The sequence below is a fragment of the Burkholderia sp. AU33423 genome (genome assembly GCF_002223135.1).
GTDB lineage: Bacteria > Pseudomonadota > Gammaproteobacteria > Burkholderiales > Burkholderiaceae > Burkholderia > Burkholderia lata_D.
Genome location: NZ_NKFH01000004.1, coordinates 105,740 through 125,252, shown reverse-complemented (window position 1 = coordinate 125,252; position 19,513 = coordinate 105,740). Strand labels below are relative to the sequence as shown.

The 19,513-nt window shown below is 68.2% G+C and carries 18 protein-coding genes; 4 read left to right on the top strand and 14 right to left on the bottom strand.

Going from position 1 to position 19,513, the window contains the following annotated elements:
• Positions 1 to 11: 11 nt before the first annotated feature.
• Positions 12 to 1,868, bottom strand: coding sequence for a phosphogluconate dehydratase (edd, locus tag CFB50_RS03210; protein ID WP_089444943.1), 1,857 nt, complete (start codon positions 1,866 to 1,868; stop codon positions 12 to 14).
• Between the two features lie 294 nt (positions 1,869 to 2,162).
• On the opposite strand from edd, the gene CFB50_RS03205 reads away from it, so the two are divergent.
• Positions 2,163 to 3,011, top strand: a complete 849-nt coding sequence (locus CFB50_RS03205; protein WP_031398862.1) for a MurR/RpiR family transcriptional regulator — start codon at positions 2,163 to 2,165, stop codon at positions 3,009 to 3,011.
• Between the two features lie 101 nt (positions 3,012 to 3,112).
• Here CFB50_RS03205 and CFB50_RS03200 read toward each other — a convergent pair whose 3' ends face one another.
• From CFB50_RS03200 to CFB50_RS03160, 9 genes are all read right to left on the bottom strand, one after another.
• Entirely contained in the window at positions 3,113 to 3,535 is a 423-nt protein-coding gene (locus CFB50_RS03200; protein ID WP_011350935.1) for a CopD family protein, read from the bottom strand.
• A 19-nt stretch (positions 3,536 to 3,554) separates the two neighbouring features.
• Positions 3,555 to 4,826, bottom strand: coding sequence for a glutamate-5-semialdehyde dehydrogenase (locus CFB50_RS03195; RefSeq protein WP_089444942.1), 1,272 nt, complete (start codon positions 4,824 to 4,826; stop codon positions 3,555 to 3,557).
• Positions 4,827 to 4,964: 138 nt separating this feature from the next.
• Complete coding sequence (gene holA / locus CFB50_RS03190) at positions 4,965 to 6,059, bottom strand: DNA polymerase III subunit delta (protein ID WP_089444941.1); 1,095 nt, start codon at positions 6,057 to 6,059, stop codon at positions 4,965 to 4,967.
• A gap of 18 nt (positions 6,060 to 6,077) precedes the next feature.
• Positions 6,078 to 6,632, bottom strand: a complete 555-nt coding sequence (locus tag CFB50_RS03185) for an LPS-assembly lipoprotein LptE (RefSeq protein ID WP_069247123.1) — start codon at positions 6,630 to 6,632, stop codon at positions 6,078 to 6,080.
• A gap of 38 nt (positions 6,633 to 6,670) precedes the next feature.
• A complete protein-coding gene (leuS, locus tag CFB50_RS03180; protein WP_089444940.1) occupies positions 6,671 to 9,265 on the bottom strand; it encodes a leucine--tRNA ligase in 2,595 nt (864 codons plus the stop codon).
• Positions 9,266 to 9,548: 283 nt separating this feature from the next.
• Entirely contained in the window at positions 9,549 to 10,010 is a 462-nt protein-coding gene (locus CFB50_RS03175; RefSeq protein ID WP_069247121.1) for an ExbD/TolR family protein, read from the bottom strand.
• Between the two features lie 24 nt (positions 10,011 to 10,034).
• A complete protein-coding gene (locus CFB50_RS03170; protein ID WP_059528793.1) occupies positions 10,035 to 10,703 on the bottom strand; it encodes a MotA/TolQ/ExbB proton channel family protein in 669 nt (222 codons plus the stop codon).
• An 18-nt stretch (positions 10,704 to 10,721) separates the two neighbouring features.
• Positions 10,722 to 11,519, bottom strand: a complete 798-nt coding sequence (gene dapB, locus CFB50_RS03165) for a 4-hydroxy-tetrahydrodipicolinate reductase (RefSeq protein WP_069247120.1) — start codon at positions 11,517 to 11,519, stop codon at positions 10,722 to 10,724.
• A 65-nt stretch (positions 11,520 to 11,584) separates the two neighbouring features.
• A complete protein-coding gene (locus tag CFB50_RS03160; RefSeq protein ID WP_089444939.1) occupies positions 11,585 to 12,403 on the bottom strand; it encodes an outer membrane protein assembly factor BamE in 819 nt (272 codons plus the stop codon).
• Between the two features lie 141 nt (positions 12,404 to 12,544).
• Here CFB50_RS03160 and fur point away from each other — a divergent pair, with 141 nt between their 5' ends.
• Positions 12,545 to 12,973, top strand: coding sequence for a ferric iron uptake transcriptional regulator (fur, locus tag CFB50_RS03155; protein ID WP_043191276.1), 429 nt, complete (start codon positions 12,545 to 12,547; stop codon positions 12,971 to 12,973).
• A 179-nt stretch (positions 12,974 to 13,152) separates the two neighbouring features.
• Here the strand turns inward: fur and CFB50_RS03150 are convergent, their stop codons facing one another.
• The 3 genes from CFB50_RS03150 to CFB50_RS03140 all read right to left on the bottom strand — a co-directional run bounded on the left by CFB50_RS03150 (position 13,153) and on the right by CFB50_RS03140 (position 16,121).
• Positions 13,153 to 13,671, bottom strand: coding sequence for an ureidoglycolate lyase (locus CFB50_RS03150; RefSeq protein WP_069247118.1), 519 nt, complete (start codon positions 13,669 to 13,671; stop codon positions 13,153 to 13,155).
• 14 nt (positions 13,672 to 13,685) lie between these two features.
• On the bottom strand, positions 13,686 to 14,693 hold the full coding sequence (gene alc / locus CFB50_RS03145; RefSeq protein ID WP_089439217.1) for an allantoicase: 1,008 nt from the start codon (positions 14,691 to 14,693) through the stop codon (positions 13,686 to 13,688).
• Between the two features lie 105 nt (positions 14,694 to 14,798).
• On the bottom strand, positions 14,799 to 16,121 hold the full coding sequence (locus tag CFB50_RS03140; RefSeq protein ID WP_069247116.1) for a C4-dicarboxylate transporter DctA: 1,323 nt from the start codon (positions 16,119 to 16,121) through the stop codon (positions 14,799 to 14,801).
• 212 nt (positions 16,122 to 16,333) lie between these two features.
• On the opposite strand from CFB50_RS03140, the gene CFB50_RS03135 reads away from it, so the two are divergent.
• Positions 16,334 to 17,056 carry a FadR/GntR family transcriptional regulator gene (locus CFB50_RS03135; protein ID WP_089444938.1) on the top strand — a complete coding sequence of 241 codons (723 nt, stop codon included), beginning with the start codon at positions 16,334 to 16,336 and terminating at the stop codon, positions 17,054 to 17,056.
• A 45-nt stretch (positions 17,057 to 17,101) separates the two neighbouring features.
• Here the strand turns inward: CFB50_RS03135 and cynR are convergent, their stop codons facing one another.
• The gene (cynR, locus tag CFB50_RS03130) at positions 17,102 to 17,992 is read right to left on the bottom strand and encodes a transcriptional regulator CynR (RefSeq protein WP_089444937.1); all 891 of its coding nucleotides are present in this window, start codon (positions 17,990 to 17,992) and stop codon (positions 17,102 to 17,104) included.
• 312 nt (positions 17,993 to 18,304) lie between these two features.
• Between cynR and CFB50_RS03125 the strand changes: the two genes are divergently transcribed.
• Positions 18,305 to 19,504 (top strand): MFS transporter, encoded by a 1,200-nt coding sequence (locus CFB50_RS03125; protein ID WP_089444936.1) that lies wholly within the window; start codon positions 18,305 to 18,307, stop codon positions 19,502 to 19,504.
• Positions 19,505 to 19,513: the final 9 nt, after the last annotated feature.

Below are 19,513 nucleotides of genomic sequence, written 5' to 3'. Positions count from 1 at the left end.
CTCCTTGAAATTCATGCGGCGACGTGGGCGGCCGTTTCGCCGACCAGCGCGCCGAAAACCGATGCGCCCTGCTCGGCCGGCGCGGCGGCCGCGCGGAACACGCCGAACAGTTCACGCCCGAAACCGACCTCGTTCTCGGCCTGGTGCAGCGGCTGCGCGACCGGGCGCGCCTGCCACTCGGCGGCGTCGACCTCGATGTCGAGCACGCCGGCTTCCGCGTCGATCACGAGCGTATCGCCCGTCTTCACCTTGCCGAGCGGGCCGGCCAGCAGCGCTTCCGGCGACACGTGGATCACGGCCGGCACCTTGCCCGACGCGCCCGACATGCGGCCGTCGGTGACCAGCGCGACGTGGAAGCCCTGATCCTGCAGCACGCCGAGCAGCGGCGTCAAACGGTGCAGTTCGGGCATCCCGTTCGCGCGCGCGCCCTGGAAGCGCACCACCGCGACGAAATCGCGCTTCAGCTCGCCGCGATCGAATGCTTCCTGCACGGCTTCCTGCGAATCGAACACGACCGCGGGCGCCGTCACCTTGCGGTGCTCGGGCGCGACCGCCGAAATCTTGATCACGCCGCGGCCGAGGCGGCCCTGCATCAGGCGCAGGCCACCGTCCGGCTGGAACGGGTCACGAATGCCGCGCAGCACCTTCGTGTCGTGGCTCTCGGCCGCGCCGTCGACCCACGTGAGCTTGCCGTCGATCAGCTTCGGCTCCTTCGTGTAGTGCGCGAGACCCTTGCCGGCGACCGTCGTCACGTCCTCGTGCAGCAGCCCGCCTTCGAGCAGGTTGCGTACCAGGAAGGCCACGCCGCCCGCCGCGTGGAAATGGTTCACGTCGGCCTTGCCGTTCGGGTAGATCTTCGCGAGCAGCGGCACGACGGCCGACAGTTCGTCGAAATCGTTCCAGTCGATCAGGATGCCGGCGGCGCGCGCGATCGCGACGAGGTGCAGCGTGTGGTTGGTCGAGCCGCCCGTCGCGAGCAGCGCGACGATCCCGTTGACGATCGCCTTTTCGTCGATCACATGGCCGATCGGCGTGTACTGGCCGCGCTCGACGGTCAGGTCGAGCACGCGGCGCGCAGCCTCGGCAGTCAGCGCGGTGCGCAGCGGGGTATGCGGGTGGACGAATGCCGAACCCGGCAGGTGCAGCCCCATCAGCTCCATCAGCATCTGGTTGCTGTTCGCGGTGCCGTAGAACGTGCAGGTGCCGTGGCCGTGATACGCGGCCGATTCGGCTTCGAGCAGCGCGTCGCGGCCGACCTGGCCGGTCGCGAACTGCTGGCGGATCTTCGCCTTGTCGTCGTTCGACAGGCCGCTCGTCATCGGGCCGGCCGGCACGAAGATCGTCGGCAGGTGGCCGAACTGCAGCGCGCCGATCAGCAAGCCCGGCACGATCTTGTCGCAGATGCCGAGGCAGAGCGCCGCGTCGAACATGTTGTGCGTGAGCGCGATCGCCGTGCCCATCGCGATCGCCTCGCGCGAGAACAGCGACAGCTCCATCCCCGGGTTGCCCTGCGTGACGCCGTCGCACATCGCCGGCACGCCGCCCGCGAACTGCGCGACACCGCCGTTCTCGCGCGCGGCCGCCTTGATGATCTCGGGGAAATCCTTGTACGGCGCATGCGCGGACAGCATCTCGTTGTACGAGGACACGATGCCGATGTTCGGCTCGCGGATCGCCTTGATCGAGAACTTGTCGTTACCTTCGAGGCCGGCGAAGCCGTGCGCGAGGTTCGCGCACGACAGCGCGCCGCGTGCCGGGAACTTGCCCTGCGCGCCGTCGATGCGCTGCAGATAGGCGGAACGGGTCGATTGGCTGCGGGCGATCACGCGTTCGGTGACCTTCGCCAGAGTGGGGTGCAGCGACGTCATGCTGGGCGCTCCTGTATGCCGGCCGACACCGGCGGTTGGAATCGTGGGGACGGTCGAGCTTCGTCGAACGAACGAAAGCAGTCTAGTAGAAAAACTACACGCACGCAATGCGGATGAGCATGCTCGCAACCCTCATTCCCGCCACCAGCAAGGCTTTACTTAGTGAAAACCCTAATCATCAGCCCTACCTACCTCATTAATCACCGACGATTGAGCTAGTATTTTCATGTAGATTTTCTACAATTCGATTGCGATACACTCGCTCATCCGAACCCGATTTCTGCCTGCCGCCCCATGCTGCCCCGCATTGAAGCGATCCGCACCGAGTTGCGCCCGTCCGAGCGCAAGCTCGCCGACTACATCCTTGCCGCGCCGCGCGAGGTGCTCGACCTCGCGATGACCGAGCTGTCGACGCGCGCGGGCGTCAGCCAGCCGACGATCGCCCGCTTCTGCCAGGCGCTCGGCTGCAGCGGCTTCCGCGAATTCAAGATCCGGCTCGCGCAGAGCGTCGCGCCGGGCGTGTCGTCGGTCTATCGCGACGTCGAGCCTGACGAACCGGCGCCCGGCATCATCGGCAAGGTGTTCGACCGCACGATCGGCGCACTGATCGAGGTGCGCAACAGCCTGTCCGCCGGCAGCGTCGCCGAGGCGATCGCGCTGCTGTCGAACGCATCGCGGATCGAGTTCTACGGCGCCGGCGGCTCGGGCATAGCCGCGCAGGACATCCAGCACAAGTTCTTCCGGCTCGGCGTGCCGAGCGTCGCGTATTCGGATCCGCACACGTTCTCGATGTCGTCGGCGCTGCTCGGCCCGCACGACGTCGTCGTCGCGATCTCGAACACCGGCCGCACGCGCGACATCGTCGACGCGGCGCGCTCCGCGCTCGCGTGCGGTGCGAAGGTCGTCGCGATCACGCAGAGCCATTCGCCGCTCGCGAAGCTCGCGACAGTGAGTCTCGCGTCGAACGTGGCGGAGGAAACGGACGTGTTCTCGCCGATGACGTCGCGGATGTCGCATCTCGCGATCGGCGACATCCTCGCGGTCGGCGTCGCGCTGTCACGCGGCCCCGCGCTGATGGAACGGGTCGGCCGCGCGAAGGAGGCGATCACGCGCCGCCGGATCGACGACGGCACGAAGGATTGAGCAGACGCCCGCGCCAGCCGCGTGCGCGTAAACGACAAACGGCGCCCCGCGGGGCGCCGTTGCACATCAGGCGGCGCCGGCAACTGCGCCGGCAATGCCGCTCAGAACGGCTTGATCACGACCAGCGCGACCGCCGCGAGCATGCCGAGCACCGGCAGCTCGTTGAACACGCGATACCACTTGTCGGTGCGGCGGTTCTCGCCACGCTCGAACACCCGCAGCAGGTGCCCGCAATACGCGTGATAGACGATGAGCAGCAGCACGACCGTCACCTTCGCGTGAATCCAGCCCTGCCCCTGCCCGATGCCGATCGACAGCCAGAGCCACAGCCCGCAGGCCAGCGCCGGCACCGCGATCATCGTCATGAAGCGGAACAGCTTGCGTGCCATCAGCAGCAGGCGGCGCACGGCGGCCGGATCGGTTTCCATGGCCAGGTTCACGTAGATGCGCGGCAGGTAGAACAACCCTGCAAACCACGCGGCGATCAGAACGATATGGAACGTCTTGACCCAGAGCATCGCCATCGATTGTGTGCCTCGCTGTTTACTGGCGGCCTTCGCCGTGTCCGAGCACGACGTACTTCAGCGACGTCAGCCCTTCCAGGCCGACGGGGCCGCGTGCGTGCAGCTTGTCGTTCGAGATGCCGATTTCCGCGCCGAGGCCGAATTCGAAGCCGTCCGCGAAGCGCGTCGACGCGTTGACCATCACGCTCGCCGAATCGACTTCGCGCAGGAACCGCATCGCGCGGTCGTGATCCTCGGTGACGATTGCGTCCGTGTGGTGCGAGCCGTAATGGTTGATGTGCTCGATCGCTGCGTCGAGGCCGTCGACGACCTTGATCGCGAGCACCGGCGCGAGATACTCGGTGTGCCAGTCTTCCTCGGTTGCGTCGACGAGCGGGCCGACGCCCGCATCGGCGAGCACCGCGCGCGCGGCCGCATCGACGCGCAGTTCGACCTGCTTGTCGCGATACAGCTTGCCGAGCGGCGGCAGCAGCTTCGCCGCGATACCGCTCGACACGAGCAGCGTCTCCATCGTGTTGCAGGTGCCGTAGCGGTGCGTCTTCGCGTTGTCGCAGACGGTCAGCGCCTTCTCGAGATCGGCGCGATCGTCGACGTACACGTGGCAGATGCCGTCGAGGTGCTTGATCATCGGCACGCGCGCCTCGTTGATCAGGCGCTCGATCAGGCTCTTGCCGCCGCGCGGCACGATCACGTCGACGTATTCGGTCATCGTGATCAGCTTGCCGACCGCCGCGCGATCGGCCGTCGCGACGACCTGCACCGCGTCCTGCGGGAGGCCTGCCGCCTCGAGCCCTTCGCCGATCAGCTTCGCGAGCGCCGCGTTCGACTCGAGCGCTTCGGAGCCGCCGCGCAGGATCGTCGCGTTGCCCGACTTCAGGCACAGCGCGGCCGCGTCGATCGTCACGTTCGGGCGCGATTCGTAGATGATGCCGATCACGCCGAGCGGCACACGCATCTGGCCGACCTGGATGCCGCTCGGGCGGTACTTGAGGTTGCTGATCTCGCCGATCGGATCGGCCAGCGACGCCACCTGGCGCAAGCCTTCGACCATCGTCTTCAGCGCCTTGTCCGACAGCGTCAGGCGATCGACGAATGCCGCATCGAGACCCTTTTCACGGGCACGGGCGACATCGCGGGCATTCGCGTCCTTCAGCGCCTGCGCATCGCGTTCGATCGCGCGCGCCACGGCGTCGAGCGCCGCGTTCTTCGCCGCCGTGCTGGCGCGCGCCATCGCGCGGGAAGCGTGCCGGGCGCGACGGCCCAGGTCGGTCATGTACTGATCGATATCCATCGTGTGACTCGAGAAGCGCGCCGCGCTGGGCGGCATGAATTCGTGGGGAAGCGTGAGCGGCGGCGGCCGGGAGACCGCGCCAGCGATCAAAACATTGTAAGCGGGTTGCGCAGCGCGCGCTGAAGGCCCGAACGGGACTTAGCGTCGCACGCGCCCCGCGGTCGGCGGTCGCTCGCCGCGGGCACCGGCCACCGTCATCGCGAGCTGGAACAGCCCGTCCCACGGATCGGGCGGCGGTTCGTCCTGCGTGCGGCGGCCCGGCGCGACGGCCGTGAGCCCCTTGACCTGACGGTCGAGCTTCGCGGCAAACGCGAGCGCCTTCTCGAGCGCGGCTTCGGACACGCGATTCAGCGCGGGGCCGATCAGCCGCTCGCGCGGCCCCCACACGCGGTTCTCGCGCAGCAGCGTCGCGAGCGGCTTGCCGGCCGTCGTGCCGCGCTTGATCCGCAGCAGCGTGCGCAATTCCTCGACGACGGCCCACATCACGAGCACGATCGCCTCGCCCTCGCCCTTCAGCCCGTCGATCATCCGCGCGAGCCGCGCGGCGTCGCCGGCGAGCATCGCTTCGTTCAGCTTGAAGACGTCGTAACGCGCGACGTTCAGCACCGCGTCGTGCACCTGCTCGAACGACAGCGCGCCCTGCGGATACAGCAGCCCGAGCTTCTGGATTTCCTGGTGTGCAGCGAGCAGGTTGCCTTCGACGCGCTCGGCGATGAACTGCAGCGCGCGGCGCCCGTCCTCGCCGGGCGCGGCGCGCTGGCCCTGCATCGCGAGGCGCTGGCCGATCCAGTTCGGCAGCTGCGCGCGGTCGACCGGATCGATCTTCAGCGCGACGCCGCCGTTCTGCAGCGCGGTAAACCACGCGGATTTCTGCGTGGCCGCGTCGAGACGCGGCAGCGTGACGAGCATCAGCGCGTCGGGGTTCGGCGTGGCCGCGAGCGTCTTCAGCGCATCGGCGCCTTCCTTGCCGGGCTTGCCCGACGGAATGCGCAGCTCGATCAGCTGGCGCTCGCCGAACAGCGACATCGCCTGGGTCGCGCCGAGCAGCACGCTCCAGTCGAAGCCGCGCTCGACCGTATGCACCGAGCGCTCGGTGAAGCCGGCCGCGCGCGCGGCCGCACGAATGCGGTCGCACGCTTCCTGCGCGAGCAGCGGCTCGTCGCCGTAGACGGTATAGAGCCCGGCCAACCCCTTCGCGAGGTGCGGCTCCAGCGCATCAAGTCGCAATTGCATCGATACGTGCGCCGTCGATCAGAGCGGCGGCGGCGGCAACGGCGCGCGCGGTGCGACGCCCGGCACCACGTCTTCCGGCGCCGGCGTCAGCGAATGGACGATCGCGAGACGCCGCATCAGCTGGTCGACCGCATCGCTCTGCATGTCGGCGTACAGGAGGTCCGCTTCCTGCGCCTTCGCGTTCGTGTACTGATCGCTGTACGTCATCGCGCGGTTCAGCGCGATCGCGCTCGGCGGGATCAGCACCGTGCCGTCCTTGCTCGTCAACTGATAACGCAACGTATAGAAGAGCGCATATTCCTGCGCCGAGCCGTACTTGTTGAGCGTCAGCGTGTTCTGGCCACGCGATTCCCACATGGTCAGCACGGCATCGGCGTCGTCCGCCGACTTGACGATCTTCGTGTCGCTGCCGGCCTCGACGAGGCGCACGAGACGCGCCTCGACCGGCGCCGGCGCGCCGGCGATCAGCAGGTGCTTGAACGCGTAGTCCTGCTGGCCGCGCAACTGGAAGCCGCATGCCGACAGCGCAACCGCGCTGCCGACAGCGAGCATCAAAAACGATCTGCGGATCACCTTCGCTCCTTCTGGGTACGTCCGATGGCCGGCGGCCGTCAGACGACGATGTTCACGAGGCGGCCCGGCACGACGACGATTTTCTTCGCCGGCTTGCCGTCGCTGAACTTCGCGAACGCGTCGTCGGCCACTGCCGCGGCTTCGATCGCCTCGCGGCTCGCGTCCTTCGCCACCTTCAGCGCGCCGCGCACCTTGCCGTTCACCTGCAGCACGAGTTCGATCTCGGCCTGCTCGAGCGCGGCCTCGTCGACCTTCGGCCACGGTGCGTCGAGCAGCGGGCCGAATTCGTCCGCGTAGCCCAGCGCCTTCCACAGTTCGAACGTGACGTGCGGCACGACCGGGTACAGCACGCGCAGCAGCACGCCGTACGTTTCGCGCAGCACGCCCGGCGTCGCGCCCTTCGCGCCGTCGATCGCGTTCAGCATCTTCATCGCGGCCGACACGACCGTGTTGTACTGCAGGCGCTGGTAGTCGAAATCGGCCTGCTTCAGCACGCTGTAGATCTCACGGCGCAGCGCCTTGTCGGCTTCGCCGAGCGCGGCCGCATCGAAGCCCGCGCGCGCGGCGAGCACTTCGCGGTTCGTCGCGCCGAAGCTCCACACGCGGCGCAGGAAGCGGCTCGCGCCTTCGACGCCCGCACCCGACCACTCGAGCTGCTGCTCGGGCGGCGCGGCGAACATCGTGAACAGGCGCGCGGTATCGGCGCCGTACTGGTCGATCAACAGCTGCGGATCGACGCCGTTGTTCTTCGACTTCGACATCTTCTCGATGCCGCCGAGCACGACCGGCTGGCCGTCCGTGTTCAGCGTCGCGCCGACCGGGCGACCCTTGTCGTCGTGCGTGACCGTCACGTCGAGCGGGTTGTACCAGGTCTTCTTGCCCGATGCGTCCTCGCGGTAGTACGTCTCGTTCAGCACCATGCCCTGCGTGAGCAGGTTCTTCGCCGGCTCGCCGAACTTCACGAGGCCGAGGTCGCGCATCACCTTGGTCCAGAAGCGCGAATACAGCAGGTGCAGGATCGCGTGCTCGATGCCGCCGATGTACTGGTCCATCGGCATCCAGTAGTCGGTGCGCGCGTCGACCATCGTCTCGGCGTCCGGCGCCGTGTAGCGCGAGAAGTACCACGACGAATCGACGAAGGTGTCCATCGTGTCGGTTTCGCGCTTCGCGGCCGCGCCGCACTTCGGGCACGTGCAGTTCAGGAACGCTTCCGACTTCGCGAGCGGGTTGCCCGAGCCGTCCGGCACGAGATCTTCCGGCAGCACGACGGGCAGATCCTGCTCGGGCACCGGCACGTCACCGCACGACGGGCAGTGGATGATCGGGATCGGCGTGCCCCAGTAGCGCTGGCGCGACACGCCCCAGTCGCGCAGGCGCCACGTGACCTGCTTGTCGCCGAAGCCGCCGGCCTTCAGGTCGGCCGCGACCGCGTCGACGGCTTGCGCGTAGTGCAGGCCGTCGTACTTGCCGCTGTTCACGCAGACCGCGACTTCCTTGTCGCCGTACCACTCCTGCCATGCGTCGAGCGAGTACTGCTGGCCTTCGGCCGAGATCACCTGCTTGATCGGCAGGTCGTATTTCTTCGCGAACGCGAAATCGCGCTCGTCGTGGCCCGGCACGCCCATCACCGCGCCTTCGCCATAGCTCATCAGCACGTAGTTGCCGATCCACACCTCGACCGGCTCGCCGGTCAGCGGGTGCGTGACCGAGAAGCCCGTCGCGACGCCCTTCTTCTCCATCGTCGCCACGTCGGCCTCGGCGACGCCGCCGCGCTTGCATTCGTCGATGAACGCCAGCAGTTCCGGCTTGTCCTGCGCGAGGCGCGTGGCGAGCGGATGCTCGGCCGCGATCGCGCAGAAGGTGACGCCCATGATCGTGTCGGCACGCGTCGTGAACACGCGCAGCAGCTTCTTCTCGCCGTCGAGTTCGTACGGGAAGCCGAAGTTCACGCCGAAGCTCTTGCCGATCCAGTTCTGCTGCATGATCTTCACGCGCTCGGGCCAGCCGAGGCCGTCGAGGTCGTTCAGCAGCTCATCCGCGTACTGCGTGATGCGCAGGTAGTACATCGGGATCTCGCGCTTCTCGACGAGCGCGCCCGACCGCCAGCCGCGGCCGTCGATCACCTGCTCGTTCGCAAGCACGGTCTGGTCGACCGGGTCCCAGTTCACGGTGCCCGTCTTCTTGTACGCGATGCCCTTCTCGAGCATCTTCAGGAACAGCCACTGGTTCCACTTGTAGTAGTCGGGCTTGCACGTCGCGATTTCGCGCGACCAGTCGATCGCGAGGCCCATCGACTGCATCTGGCCCTTCATGTAGTCGATGTTGTCGTAGGTCCACTTCGCGGGCGGCACGCCGTTCGCCATCGCGGCGTTCTCGGCCGGCATCCCGAACGCGTCCCAGCCCATCGGCATCAGCGTGTTGTAGCCGTTCATCCGCAGATAGCGGTACATCACGTCGTTGATCGTGTAGTTGCGCACGTGACCCATGTGCAGCTTGCCGGACGGGTACGGCAGCATCGACACGCAGTAGAACTTCGGCTTCTGCGAATCTTCCTTCGTCTTGTAGGCATCGGCTGCGCGCCAGTCGCCCTGGGCGGCGGCTTCGACGTCGGCGGGTACGTATCTCTCGTGCATGGTGTGGTTCGGACTAGGCTTTAAGCGACGCGACGGCGCGCGCGCAGGAGTGGATCGAAAATCGTGCTTGCCCGGCGGACCTGCAGGTTCGCTGTTGCCGGACCTGTTCGCGGTTTCCGGGCATTTTCCGGGTAACCCGCAGCATGCCCGGGTAGCCTGGAAAATTCCGGGTTACCTGAAAAAAGCCTGCCAACCGGGAAAAACGTTGATTATACCGCCCGCGCCGGCCCATTCGACCCGTCTTGCAGCGCGCGGCCCGATCCCGCGGCGGGGACGGGCCCGCTCAGCGGTTGGCCGGCACGGCAGGCGCCGCCGCTGAACCGCCCGCCTGCGGCGGCACGTCGGTCACGAAACCGATCCGCGTAAGGCCGGCGGCCTGCGCGGCCCCCATCACCTGCGCGATCACGTCGTAGCGGGTCGCACGCGACGCGCGCAGCCGCAATTCGGGCGGCGCGCCGCCCGCGGCGGCGGCCCGGAAGCGCGCGGGCAGCGCATCGAGCGCGACCGGCGAATCGTCCCAATACAGCTTGCCCGCGTCGTCGATCGACAAGGTGACGGATTGCGGCGTGTCGCGCGCGACGCTGGCCGCGACCTTCGGCAGGTCGAGCCGGATCGCGTGCGTCATCAGCGGCGCGGTGATGATGAAGATGACGAGCAGCACCAGCATCACGTCGATCAGCGGGGTCATGTTGATCTCCGCCATCGGCGCGGAGGTCTTGTGGTGCTCGAGTCCGCCGAATGCCATGGTCGCTCCTCCGGAATGGGCGCGTCACGCTTCCTGCGCGCACACGAACACGTGCAGGTCGCGTGCGAAGCCGTCGAGTTCCTCGGCGAGCTGCCGCACGAGGCGCCCGAGGATGTTGTAGGCCAGCACCGCCGGAATCGCGACGACGAGCCCGAACGCGGTCATGATCAGCGCCTCGCCGACCGGCCCCGCGACGTTCTCGATCTGCGCCTGCCCGCTCGCGGCGATGCTGCCGAGCGCGTGGTAGATGCCCCACACGGTGCCGAGCAGCCCGACGAACGGCGCGGTGCTGCCGATCGACGCGAGCAGCACCTGGCCGAATTCGAGACGCCGCTGCGAGCGCAGCATCGCGTGCCGCAACGCGCGCAGCACGCGCTCGCTGCGCTCGACGCGCGCGGCCAGGGCAGCCGGGTCGTGGTCGTCGGCCGCATCGCGCGCGGCTTCGGCGAGCGGCACGAACACGCGCTCGCGATCGGCGCCGGCGAGCGCGGCGATGCCCGCGTCGAGCGACGGCGCGCGCCAGAACGCGGCGAGCGCGCGCGGCCCCTGCCGCTTCGCGCGGACCAGGAGCCAGGCTTTCATGAGGAGGAAGCACCAGCTGGCGACGGACATCGCCAGCAGCACATAGGCGACGGCATGCGTGATCGCATCGCCGCTTTCGAGGTAGTGGACAACGCCGGTGGGTATCGCCATCGGAGTTTCCCCGTGGTGTCAGCGCAGGCCGAGCACGTCCTGCATGTCGAACAGGCCGGCGCCGCGCGCCGACAGGAAGTGGACCGCGCGCAGCGCGCCCTGCGCATACGATACGCGGCTCGACGACTTGTGCGTGATCTCGATGCGCTCGCCGATCCCGGCGAACAGCACGGTGTGATCGCCGACGATGTCGCCGCCGCGCACCGCGGCAAAGCCGATCGACGACGGATCGCGCTCGCCCGTCACGCCGTGGCGGCCGTACACCGCGCAATCGTCGAGCGAGCGCCCGAGCGCACCGGCGACGGCTTCACCCATCATCAGCGCGGTGCCCGACGGCGCGTCGACCTTGTGGCGATGATGCGCCTCGATGATCTCGATGTCGTAGCCGTGCGAGAAATGCTTCGCCGCGAATTCGAGCAGCTTCAGCGTGACGTTCACGCCGACGCTCATGTTCGCCGCGAACACGATGCCGATCTTGCTCGCCGCGGCCTGCAGCTCGGCCTTCTGCTCGGCGGTGAAGCCGGTGGTGCCGATCACGAGCTTCACGTCGTGGCGCAGCGCGGCCTCGATATGGGCCATCGTGCCTTCCGGACGCGTGAAATCGATCAGGGTGTCGGCCTGCGCGAACACGGCGTCGAGGTCGGCGGTCAGCTTGACCCCGGTTTCCTTGCCGAGGAACGCACCGGCGTCCTGGCCGAGGAACGGCGAATCGGCGCGGTCGAGCGCACCGACGAGCTGCGCGTCGGCATCGTTGAGAACGGCTTCGATCAGCATCCGGCCCATTCGGCCCGATGCCCCGGCAATCGCAATCTTCATGGCTTTCTACACGACAGGTATAAAAGCGGGCGGCGCATGCCGCCCTGTTTCCGCACGCCGGCTGCTTACTGCGCCGGTGCGGTGAGCGGCTGGTTCTGCAGGTTGTCCGAGCCTTGCGGGCCGACCGGCGGCGGCGCCTCGTTCGACACGTTCGGCTGCGGCGGACGATGGAACTGGAACTGCGGCTGGATCGCCGGCGCGGCGCCCGGCGGCTGGCCGCCCGGCACTGGCGCGCCGCCCGAGGCCTTCGCGGCCGGCGTGAACCGGCGCGAACCCGAACCCTGCCCCGACACCTGGTTGGTCGCGCGGTTCGCCGCGCGGGCGGCCTGCGCGTTCGCATCCTGGTCGACCACCGCACCGGCCGCCGGCGCAGTGGACGGGCTGGCGACAGCCTCCAGCGCCGGCGCGCTCGCGGCCGCTTGCGCGGCGCTCGCGGCGGCGGCAGCCTCGGCGGCCTTCTTCGCCGCTGCGGCCGCCTTCGCCTTCTTGCCGCCGCGGTCGCCGTCGATGTCGGCCAGCAGGTCGAGTTCCGAAGGCAGGTTGTCCGCCCCCGTCCAGCTCGCCAGGCGATCGCCCGAGAACGTCACGACGAGATCGCGCTGCTGGACGACTGCTGTCGAGCCGCGCTTGAAGTAGAAGAGGTAGTCCCAACGGTCGGCGTGGAACATGTCGGCCAGCAGCGGGGTGCCGAGCAACGCGCGCACCTGCTCGCGCGACATGCCGACCTGCAACTGCGCGGCCTTCTCCTGCGACACGAAGTTGCCTTGCACGACGGTGATCCGGTAGGGGGTGATGCTCTGCGCGATGCGCTGCGTCACGCTGTCGTACGACGAACAACCAGCCAGCGCGGCAACGGCGGCGGCAGCGATGATGACACTCCGCATGCGGCTCCTCTGAAAGTGCGAAAGAGATTCTGGAATCATTTCCCTCACCGTGCAGGCCCGTGTGCAGGCCGCGCGTGTTTCTGGAACGGCGAAAAGCCGGTAACATTGAAGCCCTGCATTGTACTCTAGGGATGCCTAGCCATGACCAATCCGACGGATCTCAAGAATATCGGGCTAAAGGCCACCCTACCGCGCCTCAAGATTCTCGAGATCTTCCAGCAAAGCCCGGTGCGCCACCTGACGGCAGAAGACGTCTACCGGAACCTGCTCAACGAGCAGCTCGACATCGGGCTGGCCACCGTCTACCGCGTGCTGACGCAGTTCGAGCAGGCCGGCCTGCTCACGCGCAGCAACTTCGAATCCGGCAAGGCCGTGTTCGAACTGAACGAAGGCTCGCACCACGACCACCTCGTGTGCCTCGATTGCGGCCGTGTCGAGGAATTCTTCGACGCCGAGATCGAAGGCCGCCAGCAGGCGATCGCCAAGGAGCGCGGCTTCAAGCTCCAGGAGCACTCGCTCGCGATGTACGGTTCCTGCACGACCGAAAACTGCCCGCACCGCAAGCACTGATTCGCACGCCTCGCGCACGCGGCACGGCCCGGCCGGCATCTCGCCGCCCGGGCCGTGTTCTTTTCAGGATAGCGGCGGCGCACCGCCGCGTGAATCGTGCGCCCCAGCCTTTCGAAAACCCTTCGACACGCCCGCCCGGGCTGCCGTCAGGCAAGCCGGAGTTGGGCGTTGCCCTTGCGTCAGGCCGCGCAGGCCGGCTCGAACTCGAGCGCCCACGCGCGCTCGAGCGGGATCTCGTCGCAATTCGGCTGCGGCCCGCCGCGATCGACGATCACGAAATCGCTGACCGCGTCGAGCGCGAGCAGCGGATGGTGCCAGACGCCTTTCGCATAGTTCACGCCCTGCCAGCCTTCCGCGAGAAACGCGCGCATCGCGTCGGGCCGGAACTCGCCGGCCGGCGCGACGACGATCGCGTAGCGCGACACGGCCGCGAGCGGGATGAACGCCTGGCTGCCGTGCGGATGGCGCTCCATCAGCGTGACCGCGACCGGCAGCGCGCGCGGCTGCGCGCGGAACACGCTGACGAGCGGGCGGCCGCCGTCCGCGCACACGTCGATCGTCGCGAGATCGTGGAAGCGCTCGGTCGTGCCGCCGTTGATCGGAAAATGACGCGCGCCTTCGAGCGCGATCACGTCGCCGAACGGCGCGAACGCTTCGCGCGTCAGGCGCTCGACGCGCAGGATCCGGGATTCGCTCATGCCGTTGCCCTCCTTCAAGCCGGCTCGCCCCACAGACGCAGCCGCGACACGCCGCCGTCCGGGAAGATGTTGAAACGCACGTGCGTGACGGGGCCGAGCGCGGCAAGTTGGTCGAACGTGTGGACGTGGTCCATCTGCAGCTTCTGCTCGCCGAGCAGTTCGGCCCAGAACATCGCCTGCGTGACGAGCGAATCGTCGGTGCCGCCCGCGACCCGCGCGGCCTGCAGCGAGCAGCGGTCGGGGAAATTGCCCTTGAAGAACGCGGTATCGACCTCGACGCGCCGGATGATGCCCGGCCGCGCGAGCGCGACGATCGCCCAGTCGTTGCCGGGCTCGCGGCGCCGCCGCGTTTCCCAGCCGTCGCCCATGTTCACGCCGCGCCCCGGCATCAGCATCTGCGAGGCCGGGCCGAAGTGCTGGTTGTTCGCGGCCACCAGGTAGCCGCCGTTCTCGATCGCCGCGAGATCGACGAGCTCGCCGGCCGGCACCTGGCGCCAGTCGCGCTGCGGCTGGCCGTACACGCGCAGCCGGGCGAGGCCGCCGTCCGGGTACAGGTTCACGCGCAGGTGCGTATAGGGCTGCGCATCGTCGACGCTCACGTAGTGATGCGAATTGCCCTGCAGCGTCGTCGCCGGGACGATCGGGCGCCATTGCGCGTCGTCAGGCGGCGTGTCGCCTTCGGCGACGCACGCGTCGATCGACGCGGCCGGCGGGAAGTTGCCGGTGAAGTGGCTCGTATCGAGGTCGACGCCGTGGATCACGCCCGGCCGCGCGAGCCGCACCACGCAGAAGTCGTGGCCGGTCGTGCGCTTGCGGCGCGTTTCCCAGCCGTCCATCCACTTGCCGTGGTCGTCGTACTTGCCGGGGATGAATACGGCCGGCTCGGGATTCAGCATGCGCTCCTTCGGTGCGAAGAATTCATCGCTGGCAAAGAGCGCCTGCGCCCCGAGACGCGGGTCGGCGAGGTTCATGTAACGCCGGGTAAAGGCCGGCGCATTCGGATCGAGGATGGGGGCTGCCATGTCGTCTCCTGTTGTTTGATGATGTGCCGGCGCATCGAGGCGCCGGCCACATGAACTCGGGTGCGCGGGACGACCAGGGGAAGCCGCCCCGCGCGGGGGGTGCGCTCAGAGCGCGTGAGCCTGGTCGCCGGCGACCGGCGCCGCGCGGTCTTCCTCTTCGGCCGGCACGTAGCGCAGCTCGCGATTCAGCACGCGTGTCGCGCGGGCACGATCGATGTCGTTCTCCCACACCGCGACGACCACCGTCGCGACGCAGTTGCCGATCAGGTTGGTCAGCGCGCGGGCGATGCCGACGAACCAGTCGACCGGCAGGATCAGCACGAGGCCGAGCACCGGAATCGCCGGGATCGCCGACAGCGTCGCCGCGAGGATCACGATCGCCGAGCCCGGGATCCCGTGCGCGCCCTTCGACGTGACGAGCGACACGAGCAGCACGACGATCAGGTCATGCGTCGACAGCGGCGTGTTGGTGGCCTGCGCGATGAACAGCACGGCGAGCGTCAGGTAGATCGAGAAGCCGTCGAGGTTGAACGAATAGCCGGTCGGGATCACGAGGCCGACCGTCGAATCCTTCACGCCCATGTATTCGAGCTTGCGCATCACCTGCGGCAGCACCGCGTCCGACGATGCCGTGCCGAGCACGATCGACAGTTCCTCGCGCAGGTAGCGGATCAGCTTGAACACCGAGAAGCCCGCGAGCCGCATCACGACGCCGAGCACGACCGTGACGAACACGAAGCAGCTCAGGTAGAACACCGCGACCAGGTAGCCGAGTTGCTTGAGCGACGCAACGCCGTACTTGCCGGTCGTGAACGCGATCGCGCCTAGCACGCCGAGCGGCGCGAGCTTGATGATGAAGCCGATGATCCGGAAGAACACGTGCGACAGTTCCTCGATCAGCGAGTTGACGCGCTGCGCCTTGTCGCCGAGCAGCGACAGCGCGGAGCCGAACAGCACCGCGAACACGAGGATCTGCAGGATGTCGCCCTTCGCGAACGCGTCGATCGCGGTCTCGGGGATGATCTTCATCAGGTAGCCGGCCGTGTCCTTCAGGCTTTCGGCGTTCTTCGCGTACGTCGACAGCGACGCCGCGTCGAGCGAGCGCAGGTCGATGTTCATCCCGACGCCCGGGCGCGTGAGCCACGCGAGGACGAGCCCGATGCCGAGCGCGAGCGTCGTCATGATCTCGAAGTAGATGACGGCCTTCAGGCCGACCCGGCCGACCTTCTTCAGGTCGCCCGCGTTGGCCATCCCGCTGACCACCACGCAGAACACGATCGGCCCGATCACCATCTTGATCAGCTTCAGGAAGCCGTCGCCGAGCGGTCGCAACGACTCGGCGAAATGCGGGAAGAACGCGCCGAGCGCGATCCCTAGAATCAATGCGACGACTACCCGGCCAAACAGCGAATTGAGGAATTTCGACACGGCGCTCTCCCGATCCAACGGTTGCAGTTTCGTCTGTTCATACTGGTAAGACCAGTGATGTTATGGTGGATAGTAGGAAGCCGATATAGTCGAGTCAAGGACGGACAAAATAGGGATTTCCCGCCCCTGCCCGCCTGGCTTCGATGCATCGGACAGGGGCAGATCGTGGCTTTCCCGTAGGCCGGCCATGCACCGCCTGCGTGCGGATTACAATGCCGGTCAGACCGGCCAAAGTTCACATCATGAAAAACGTTCCGCATACCGTGACCGACGCCGCCATCGCGACGATCCGCGACCGGATCGAGGCAGGCATTTATCCGGTCGGCAGCCTGCTGCCGGCCCAGCGCCAGCTCTCCGAGGAGCTGGAGATCAGCCGCGCGTCGCTGCGCGAGGCGCTGTCGACGCTCGAGGCGCTCGGGATGCTGCGCATCCGCGCCGGCAAGGGCGTGTATGTCGAAAGCGCGCAGGCCACGGCCGCGCACGCATGGCGCTTCGCCGAGCAGTCGTCGCCGCCCGACACGTACCAGATGCGCTATGCGCTCGAAGGCTTCGCCGCGCGGATGGCCGCGCACGTCGTCAGCGACGACGACATCGCATGGTTCGAGGACAACCTCGCCGACCTGCACGTCGCGCTCACCGAAAGCGCGCTCGACGAGGCGTCGCAGCTCGACTTCGACTTCCACATGCGGATCATCCATCTCGCCGGCAACGCGGCGATCGAATCGGTGCTGCGCAGCAGCGCGGACATCATGAAGGAAAGCCAGCGCATGCCGTTCTACCGGCGCGAGCTGCTGCTGTCGACGTGGCAGGAGCACCGCGCGATCGTCGACGCGCTGATCGCGCGCGATGCGGGCGCCGCCGGCATTGCGATCGAAACGCACATCGCGAACGCCGCGCAGCGCGCGGGCATCTTCTTCCCGACACCCCGCACATGACGGCCCGGGCGGCCGCCCGTCGCGCGCGCCGCCCGGTCGTACCGGTCAACCTCCCGACGGGTCCCGATACGCGAGCGCACGCGCGATGAACGCGCGCGCCGCGACGCTGCGGTACGCGCCCTTGCGTGTCAGCAGCGCGGCCGTGCGCGCGGGCAGCGGCGGATCGATCTCCAGCGCGCACAGGTCGGCGCTCTCGCGCGCGACCGCGTCGGGCAGCACCGTCGCGAGGCGGCCGCACCGCACGAGCGCCAGCACCGCGCTGATCGTATTCGTCTCGATCGCGATCTTCGGCTGCGCGCCGTGCTCGATGAAATACCGGTCGATGCGCTCGCGCGTCGCGAACGCGCGGCTCAGCAGCACCAGCGGCTCGCCGCCGAGCTCGGCCGGCGTCAGCGCGCGGCGGCGCCGTGCGAGACGATGCGTGCGGCCCGTAACGAGCGCGAGCGGCTCGTCCCACAGCGGCAGCGCGTCGATGTCCGGCGCGCGCGGCGGCATGAACGCGAAGCCCGCGTCGAGCCGGTCGTCGGCGAGCAGCGCCTCGATGCGCTCCTGCGGCATCGCGTCGATCGTCAGCGCGACGTTCGGATGGTCGGCATGGAACGCGTCGATCAGCGAGCCGCTCAGGTAGGCCGCGAAGGTCGGCATCATCGCGAGCCGCAGCGACCCGCTGCCGAGATCGGCGACGTCGTGCAGCGCGCGCTGCCCCGCATCGAGCTCGTGCAGCGCGGCGCGCGCATGGCGCGCATAGACTTCGCCGAACTCGGTGAGCTGCACCGTGCGGCCCGAGCGGTCGAACAACTGCACGCCGAGCGTGTCCTCGAGCTGGCGCACCTGCTGCGACAGCGTCGGCTGCGAGACGTGCAGCGCGTCGGCCGCGCGCGTGAAACTGCGCTGCTCGGCGACGGCCAGGAAATAGCGGATGTGGCGGAGGAGCATGGCGGCAGAGGTATTGGTTCTACCAATGGAGAGCATAACGATCCAGTCTTGGACGCTATGGTTCGATTCCCGCATCATACGCACATCCGTTCCCGTGCATGACCGCTGTCGCCGCACCGGAGCGGCTCGCCCGGGCCCGCCCTGCGTCCGCCCGCCGCACGACGATCCGCCGCCCGCCCGATCCGGGCCCGGCCGCGGTCCGCCCGACGCGCATCGGCTCACCGCCGATCCGTCAACGCCGGCCCCGATTTCCGTCACCCCGCGCATCCGGCGGCCCCATGCCGCCGGCCGGCGCCGCTGTTTTTCGCGACCATGGAACCGCATCACGACACCCATCCTCCCCTGACCCGCGCCATGACGCTGCTGTTCGCCTGCGCGTGCGGCATCGTCATCGGCAACATCTATTACGCGCAGCCGCTGCTCGCCGCGATCGCGCGCAGCTTCGGGCGCGCACCGACCGAGCTCGGCTATCTCGTCACGCTGACGCAGCTCGGTTACGCGGCGAGCCTGCTGCTGATCGTCCCGCTCGGCGACGCGGTCAATCGTCATACGCTGATCGTGCGGCTGCTGATGCTCAACGTCGTCGCGCTGGTCGCGGTCACGTTCAGCACGAACTTCACGATGTTCGTCGTCGCGAACGTCGCGGTCGGCTTCGTCACCTGTTCGACGCAGCTGCTCGTGCCGTTCGCCGCGTCACTCGCCGATGCGCGCTCGCGCGGCCGCGCGGTCGGCACCGTGATGAGCGGGCTGCTGCTCGGCATCCTGCTTGCGCGCGTCGCGGCCGGTGCGATCGCCGACGGGTTCGGCTGGCGTGCGGTGTACGGCATCGCGGCGGTGATGGTGGCGGCGCTGACCGCCGTGCTCGCCGTTAAGCTGCCGAAGGATCGTCGCGATGCGCGCCTCGACTATGCGGCGCTGATGAAGTCGCTCGTCGCGCTGGTGCGCGCGCAACCGCTGATCGCGCTGCGCTCGACCTACGGCGCGCTCGTGTTCGCGTGCTTCAGCCTGCTGTGGACGGGCCTCACGTTCCTGCTGAGCCAGCCGCCGTACAGCTATTCCGAAGGGCAGATCGGCCTGTTCGGCATCGTCGGCGCGGTGGGTGCGCTCGCGGCGACGTCGGCCGGCCGGCTCGTCGATCGCGGCCACGGCAATGCAGCGACGGGGCTGTTCGCGGCGGCCGTGCTCGCGTCGTTCGCGCTGATAGCCGCCGGCGCGCACTCGCTCGCGGCGCTGATCGCGGGCATCCTGCTGCTCGACGTCGGCGTGCAGGGCATGCACATCTCGAACCAGAGCGTGATCTATGCGCTGGCCGGCAACGCGCGCAGCCGCGTGACGACGATCTACCTGACGAGCTACTTCATCGGCGGCGCGTTCGGGTCGTTCGCGGCGAGCGTCGCGTACGGCATCGACGGCTGGCGCGGCGTGTGTGTCGCGGGCGCTGCGCTTGCCGGTGTGCTGATCGCGCTGTGGCTCGCATCGCAGCGCGTCGGCGTGCGGCAAGTCACGCAGTAAGTCGTTTCC

Coding starts and splice junctions, on each gene's coding strand:
- dapB (WP_069247120.1), bottom strand. CDS start 11,519: ATGAAGATTGCGATTGCCGGGGCATCGGGCCGAATGGGCCGGATGCTG.
- CFB50_RS03195 (WP_089444942.1), bottom strand. CDS start 4,826: ATGGATATCGATCAGTACATGACCGACCTGGGCCGTCGCGCCCGGCAC.
- CFB50_RS03175 (WP_069247121.1), bottom strand. CDS start 10,010: ATGGCATTCGGCGGACTCGAGCACCACAAGACCTCCGCGCCGATGGCG.
- CFB50_RS03150 (WP_069247118.1), bottom strand. CDS start 13,671: ATGAGCGAATCCCGGATCCTGCGCGTCGAGCGCCTGACGCGCGAAGCG.
- holA (WP_089444941.1), bottom strand. CDS start 6,059: ATGCAATTGCGACTTGATGCGCTGGAGCCGCACCTCGCGAAGGGGTTG.
- leuS (WP_089444940.1), bottom strand. CDS start 9,265: ATGCACGAGAGATACGTACCCGCCGACGTCGAAGCCGCCGCCCAGGGC.
- edd (WP_089444943.1), bottom strand. CDS start 1,868: ATGACGTCGCTGCACCCCACTCTGGCGAAGGTCACCGAACGCGTGATC.
- cynR (WP_089444937.1), bottom strand. CDS start 17,992: ATGCTCCTCCGCCACATCCGCTATTTCCTGGCCGTCGCCGAGCAGCGC.
- CFB50_RS03160 (WP_089444939.1), bottom strand. CDS start 12,403: ATGCGGAGTGTCATCATCGCTGCCGCCGCCGTTGCCGCGCTGGCTGGT.
- CFB50_RS03170 (WP_059528793.1), bottom strand. CDS start 10,703: ATGGCGATACCCACCGGCGTTGTCCACTACCTCGAAAGCGGCGATGCG.
- CFB50_RS03125 (WP_089444936.1), top strand. CDS start 18,305: ATGGAACCGCATCACGACACCCATCCTCCCCTGACCCGCGCCATGACG.
- CFB50_RS03205 (WP_031398862.1), top strand. CDS start 2,163: ATGCTGCCCCGCATTGAAGCGATCCGCACCGAGTTGCGCCCGTCCGAG.
- fur (WP_043191276.1), top strand. CDS start 12,545: ATGACCAATCCGACGGATCTCAAGAATATCGGGCTAAAGGCCACCCTA.
- alc (WP_089439217.1), bottom strand. CDS start 14,693: ATGGCAGCCCCCATCCTCGATCCGAATGCGCCGGCCTTTACCCGGCGT.
- CFB50_RS03135 (WP_089444938.1), top strand. CDS start 16,334: ATGCCGGTCAGACCGGCCAAAGTTCACATCATGAAAAACGTTCCGCAT.
- CFB50_RS03200 (WP_011350935.1), bottom strand. CDS start 3,535: ATGGCGATGCTCTGGGTCAAGACGTTCCATATCGTTCTGATCGCCGCG.